Raw genomic sequence first — 5,808 nt, forward strand, 5'->3', positions numbered from 1 at the left:
TATTAGCTGCTATAGCAGCATACATATCAGAAGGGGCTTGTACCCCTCCTGATACAAGTAAGTCCCCCACTTATTGGTCTACTCAATAGAAGTGGGGGACTTACTTGATAGTGTTAAAACACAGAATAAACACAGATTCATCACTTTTTGTTAAAAATCTTTTTGTAATATAACTGCATAAAGTAAACACAGAAAGGCAGGGATTCTATATGAGAAAAAGATTTTTAGCTATGGTGATGGGACTTGTGCTTACTGCATCAATGATTACGGGATGTGCTGGAAACAGCAGTTCAGATAGCAGTTCTAACACTGCTTCATCAAGTGATGTTTCATCATCGGATGATGCGTCATCTTCAAACACGGATTCAGACAGTTCAAAAGATTCAGAAAATGGTACAAACGCAGAAGAAAGTGAATATACAGTATATGGTAAAGTTACAAGTGTAAGTAACGATGGAAAAGTGACTTATGAGGTTTTGTCAAAAGATGAAAATATGCCACAAATGCCACAGGGAAGCGGGGCACCTGACGCAAAAGATGGTGAAAAGCCGCAGATGCCGCAGGGAAGTGGAGCACCTGATGCAAAGAACGGTGAAAAACCACAGATGCCACAGGGAAGCACAGCACCTGATGCAAAGAACGGTGAAAAACCACAGATGCCACAGGGAAGTGGTGCACCTGATGGAAAAAATGGTGGAATACCGGGATTTAAGAGTACGGGTGAAACAGCAACTGTGACATTAAGTGATGATGTTACTGTTCAAAAATCGGGAATGGATCAGACAAAAACGGATGCCTCGGTATCGGATATAAAAAAGGGAAGCATAATAGGGCTTGCATTTGACGGTGACAATGTTACCAAAGTACTTATCAGGGAAGATTCAGGAAGAGGAGGAAAGGGCAGACAGTCAGGTAAATCAGATGACAGCCAGAATCAGAATACTTCTTCAGAGGAATCAGATAATACGAATAATACAAAATAAAACGCATAATATATTATAAGGAAACATATTCCGGAGGGAAAAGAAGGTGATAGCCCTATATATGAGGATATCAAAAAAAGATAAGAGAGGAGGAAAGGTAAGCAATACCATAGAAAATCAGATGCTTCTTTTGAGGAGTTATGTTTCAGAGAATGAACTAGGAGGTGATAGAGAGGAAGTATGTGAATTTATAGATGACGGTTTTAGTGGAACAGACAGAAAAAGACCATCATTTATGAAGATGCTTGCATTGGTAGAACTTGGAAAAGCGGATACCGTCGTCGTGAAAGATTTTTCAAGACTCAGCAGGGATCATCTCCTTATATCAGAACTTAGGGAAAAATATTTTCCGTTAAGGCAGGTAAGGTTTATAGCTATCTTAGACAGTTACGACAGTGATGAGGGTGAATATTCAGGAATCATACATCCGTTTAAGACACTGTTTAACGAGTATTATTGCAGTGACATTTCAAGAAAAGTAAAAAGTTCACTGGAGGCAAAAAAAGTGTCAGGAGAGTATGCGGTGGCAAAACTGCCGTATGGCTGTAAGCTGAATGACGGAAAGATAACGGTAGATGAAAAAAAAGCAGATATCATAAGAAAAATATATGAAATGAGGTATGAAGGTAGTACATATAAAAATATTGCACAGACATTTGACATGACAGTTTCTATGGTGTGGAGAATACTTCATGAACCGTCGTATCTTGGATATCATGTATGGCACAGATATGAAAATGAGTTTCTTCCATTGAAAAAGCGGGTAAAACAATATCCGGATGAGTGGCGGATATCGGAGGATATAAATGCTGATACTGCCATAATAGATAAGACAATGCTCCCAGAGGACATAAAGAAATATTATGGCACCAGCCACAGAAGGAACAGTTCAAGACATATCTTTCACGGGATTACAAAATGCATGTCATGTAAAAAGGCACTTGTCATGGACAGGGCAAAAAAAGGATGGCTGTGCTGCAGGAATTGCACAGGAAAGGAAAAAAAGCTGATAGAAACCGAAAGGTTATATCAGCTTTTTTTTGACAGGCTTATAAAACTTTTTCTTATGCAGGAAAGCGAACAGAATACAAAAGTAAATAATAAGGATATCTCACAACACATAAAAAAAATCCGCGATAATGTAAAAACAGATGTGGAAAAAGAAATGTTTCTGAATATATTTGTAAAGAGGATATTTGTCGGTGAAAAAGAAAATGTCGTTATATTTTGGCGTTGTAAAAGGCAGTAGGAGGCAGTGGTGAAGGTTATTGTTAAATATTATGGAAGTCTTGACGGGGTAAGAGCAATCGATGATAGTGTGAAGGTAGCAGAACTTCTCGCACAGTACGCCATAGTAGATATTGATGCAGGTTTACTTGACAGATTAAGAGATGTGCCTGAGGTAATATATATAGAAGAGCCAAGAAGGGTTTATCCTACTGATAGAGGAAAGCTGGATTTTTCAGAAAAAAGTCATGGCAGCTTATATGTGAAAGAAAGCATGGATGATGACCGTGATATAGATGAAAGAATAAAAATCATGCAGAGTGGGGCAGCAGAGGGGGGATTAAGCGGAAAAGGCGTGATTATGGGAATTATAGATTCGGGGGATTGTGTTAAAGTTAAGACAGATAAGATATCTGGTGGCAGAGACATTAAGAATGACATATACAGGGCGGCGGCATATATAAGACTTAGCAGAAGAGATAAAAAGTTTTTTGAAGATTACAGTGACAGTGTACTCAATCAGAAAAAACTTATAAATGATTATATATTAAGGTTTAATAAGTCACATATGATGTCAGAAAAAGAGTATATGGGAGGGATCATTTTATGCGGCACTTATATTGATGATGGTTACAGCGGTCAGGATTTTGACAGACCGGAGTTTAGGCGGATGATATGCGATATAGAAAACAGGAATATAAACTGTATCATAGTCAAAGATATGTCGAGAATCGGCAGAGATTATATAGAGGTAGGGAGATTTCTTAAATATTATTTAAAAAGCAGGAGAGTAAGGTTTATTTCTATTGCGGATGATTACGATTCAGCATATGACACCGATTTTTTTAAGACACAGATGTATCTTCATATGAAAAGCATAATAAATGATGAGTATTCAAGTGATATATCAGTAAAAGTCAGAGCACAGCTTAGGATAAACATGAAAAAAGGAAGATATGTGGGGGCATTTGCACCGTATGGGTATAAAAAATCACCGGCTGATAAAAATAAACTGATACCTGACAGTGATGTGACAGATATTATAAGGAAAGTGTTTGAAATGAGGAATAACGGCTTTTCACTGAATGGTATTGCAGCATATCTGAATGATAGAGAAATACCGACACCGTTTGAACAGAGAAAAATTTCTGGGGAAAAATATAAAACACCGTTTGAGAAAAAAACGGAAAATGGTGCATATATAAAAAAGAAATGGTTTGCACAGACTGTTAAGAGAATACTTGAAAACGAAATATATGCAGGAAGCATGGCACAGGGGAAAAACAGTAAGATAAATTATAAATTAAAGAAAACAGTAAAAAATGAAAAGGATAAATGGATAGTCTGTGAAAAAAAGGAACTTGCTATAATAGACAGCAGATTATATGAGAAAGTCAATAAAAAATAATGGAGGTTATTTTGAAAATCTATCATGCAGCAATATATACAAGACTTTCGGTAAAGGTAAATGAAAAAAAAGCACAGTCGATAAAAAATCAGATAATGATATGCAGGGATTTTATTGAAAAACATAGTGATATCGTATTTAAAGAGTGTTACTGTGACTACGGAAAAAGCGGAATGAACTTTGACAGACCAGGATTTAAAAGAATGTATATGGATATAAAAGAGGGAAAGATAAACTGCGTAGTAGTAAAGGACTTGTCGCGCTTTGGAAGAAACCACATTGACGTCGGGGAATATCTTCAAAAGACATTTCCACTTTTAAATGTTCGTTTTATTTCAGTAACTGATGGATATGATTCATTTTACGATACTTATGGAAGAAAGGAATTTTCCATAAACTTAAAAAATCTGGTGAATGAGCTTTACGCTTCGGATATATCAATAAAGGTGAGATTTGCAAAAGAGATAAAGAGAATGGAGGGAAACTATCTTGGAAGTAAACCGCCATATGGATTTAAGATTGTATATCAAGATGGTGTAAGAACATTGGAAACGGAAGAGAAATCTTATGAGATAGTCTGTTTTATAAGAAAGCTTAGGAATGAGAAAAAAAGCGTCAGAGATATAATAAATATTCTTTATGATATGAAGATAAATCCGCCGGCAGAATATTTAAAAAGTGGCAGGATTGTTGATACAGATGCAAAAAAATGGTGTGAAAGTTCAGTTAGAAAGATATTGCTTGAAAAAGAACTTAACACAAGGGGGGATTGACTATTTTCATTCGGCTTTCAGGGATTATGATGGAAAAACAAGATTACTGTATCTATGGAACCAGAATATCGAAGGTGAGATGGCACAGGGCAGAGAGCCGTCAGGTTACGGATACGGTGCACAGTATGACAGCGGTGATATAAATAATGCGATAGACACGGGAAACAGAAGGTTTGCTGAGATGATAGTTCCTGCAAGTGACGGTCTTGGAGGACATGGGACAGCGGTTGCATCTATAGCAGCGGGAAGTCTGCCAGAAGGACAGAGGGTTTCGGTTAGAGGTATTGCGTATGAGAGCGGACTTATAGTAGTTGCATTAAAAAGAAGCAGTGCAGGCAGCGGAGGGTACACGAGAACGATAGATATAATGGAAGGGATAGACTATGTGCTTAGAAAAGCGATAGAGTTAAAAATGCCGGTAGTCATAAATTTGAGTTTTGGCACAAACGAGGGGGCACATGACGGAAACACGCTGTTTGAGAATTATATAACGGATATAAACGGGATATGGAAAAATATAGTTGTAGTGGCAGCAGGAAATGAAGGGGATTCAAGGCATCATGTCAGAACTCAGGTGTCAGAGGACAGCGAACGGACAGAGTTTGCGATAGGGGAAAATGAGAGAAATATAAGAGTATTTATATGGAAGTATTTTCAGGATGAATTTGAGACATTTTTAAATACTCCGTCGGGAAAGAGAATAAATATCACAGACAGTGTGACTGTAAGTTCAAGTCGTGAGAATATTGATAATGTGATGGTCATGCCGACGCCGTACAATGCAAAACAGCTTATGGAAGTACAGATACGCCCTAATGTGGGGGCAGATTATATAGTATCGGGAATATGGAGCATAGAGTTTTTGATAACCGGCAGTATCAAATGCGGTGTGGTCGATATGTGGCTTCCGACATTGGAGGCAGTGGGGCTGTCAACCGGATTTTTAAGACCTTCACCTGATACGACAGTGACGATACCTGCTACAGCAAGAAAAGTGCTTTCTGTCGGGGCATTTAATGAGCTGTCAGGCAGTATGGCTGCATTTTCAGGCAGAGGTTACACGGCAGACGGGAGACTTGTTCCGCTTATAGCTGCGTATGGTGTGGATGTTGATGCGGCAGGATATGGCGGCGGGTATGTGAAAAAGACGGGAACATCTTTTGCAGCACCAAAAGTTTCGGGATATGCGGCACGCATAATGGAGTGGGGAATCGTAATGGAAAATGACGAAAATATGTATGGAGAAAAACTTATAGCATACATGACAAAATATGCAGCGGGGATAGAGGGAGAACAGATGCCGGGGATAAGACAGGGATGGGGTCTTATCTAGTATTAGTATTATCTGGAATGAGTATTTTTAGAAATGCACAAAAACATAAACAAAATGTGAATTTTTATTGTTCATCAAAAAAAA

5 protein-coding genes are annotated in these 5,808 nt (G+C 38.0%); all 5 read left to right on the forward strand.

Going from position 1 to position 5,808, the window contains the following annotated elements; genetic code table 11:
- Window positions 1-209 precede the first annotated feature (209 nt).
- Window positions 210-983, forward strand: coding sequence for a hypothetical protein (locus KQI69_RS07100; RefSeq protein WP_216564649.1), 774 nt, complete (start codon window positions 210-212; stop codon window positions 981-983).
- Window positions 984-1,044: 61 nt separating this feature from the next.
- On the forward strand, window positions 1,045-2,232 hold the full coding sequence (locus KQI69_RS07105) for a recombinase family protein (protein WP_216564650.1): 1,188 nt from the start codon (window positions 1,045-1,047) through the stop codon (window positions 2,230-2,232).
- A gap of 9 nt (window positions 2,233-2,241) precedes the next feature.
- Entirely contained in the window at window positions 2,242-3,618 is a 1,377-nt protein-coding gene (locus tag KQI69_RS10680; RefSeq protein ID WP_216564651.1) for a recombinase family protein, read from the forward strand.
- An 11-nt stretch (window positions 3,619-3,629) separates the two neighbouring features.
- The gene (locus tag KQI69_RS07115) at window positions 3,630-4,391 is read left to right on the forward strand and encodes a recombinase family protein (RefSeq protein WP_216564652.1); all 762 of its coding nucleotides are present in this window, start codon (window positions 3,630-3,632) and stop codon (window positions 4,389-4,391) included.
- Entirely contained in the window at window positions 4,360-5,724 is a 1,365-nt protein-coding gene (locus KQI69_RS07120) for a S8 family peptidase (RefSeq protein ID WP_216564653.1), read from the forward strand. The genes KQI69_RS07115 and KQI69_RS07120 overlap by 32 nt, the downstream gene beginning before the upstream one ends.
- Window positions 5,725-5,808: the final 84 nt, after the last annotated feature.

This window comes from Eubacterium sp. MSJ-13 (assembly GCF_018918235.1).
Classification (GTDB): domain Bacteria; phylum Bacillota; class Clostridia; order Lachnospirales; family Lachnospiraceae; genus Butyribacter.